1 protein-coding gene and 1 pseudogene are annotated in these 776 nt (G+C 45.7%); both read left to right on the top strand.

From position 1 onward, the window contains the following. A pseudogene (locus A3738_RS30710) lies at positions 1-215 on the top strand (hypothetical protein); the annotation flags it as partial. Further along, a partial coding sequence (locus A3738_RS07065) for a PhnE/PtxC family ABC transporter permease (RefSeq protein WP_369819780.1) occupies positions 215-776 on the top strand: 562 nt, incomplete at its 3' end. The pseudogene A3738_RS30710 and the gene A3738_RS07065, both read left to right, overlap by 1 nt.

Genomic DNA, 776 nt, shown 5'->3' on the forward strand with positions numbered 1-776 from the left:
CCAAGCATCACGGTGCGACTGTCGTTTGTACCTTACATCAGTTGGATTATGCCTTGGAGTTTGCCGATCGAATTGTCGCGTTGCGTGCCGGTGAGGTGTTTTTTGATGGCTCGCCTGCTGAATTAGACAACCAAACACAACGAGCGATCTATGCCTTTACTCAAACGGAAGGGCAGGAGAAAAGCGAGCTTGCACTTGAAGAGGTAGCCGCCTGATGCAATCAAAGCAACGCCAATGGCAAGAGTGGCCCTTGCATCAAGCCGTTACGCCAAAACGTATATTTATTGTTTTCGTCGCTTTCGTGATCTTGTCTTTGTCGGCACACAATACCGAAATGGACAAAGCGGCAGTCGAAACTTCAAAAGCCATTGCATCAGCTATAGGCATCGGTGATTCGCAAGTACTAGACGGCGCTGTTCGTTTTGCCAGTAAAGCATTTCCGGTTCAAATTTCTGAAAGAACAGAAATCTCGAGAATCGATGAGTTTGATAAGGATAATCTTCCATGGTTTGCCTATACAGAAAAAGGTGAATTGAGAGAATATGACGCATTAGAAGATACATGGACGGTCGAGGAAACCGAGTTTCTGGTTGAACCAATCGGTTATTTACAGAAAGTGCTTTTCAAAATGTGGGAAACCATCGAAATGGGTTTTTGGGGCACCCTGATCTCAATTATGATCTCCCTTCCTTTGGGGGTTCTCGCAGCGAAAAACTATGCCCCTCACCGTATTTTCTACACCATTGCCCGTTTCTGGCTTAGTTTCCATCGAGCAA

This window comes from Oleiphilus sp. HI0066 (assembly GCF_001635725.1).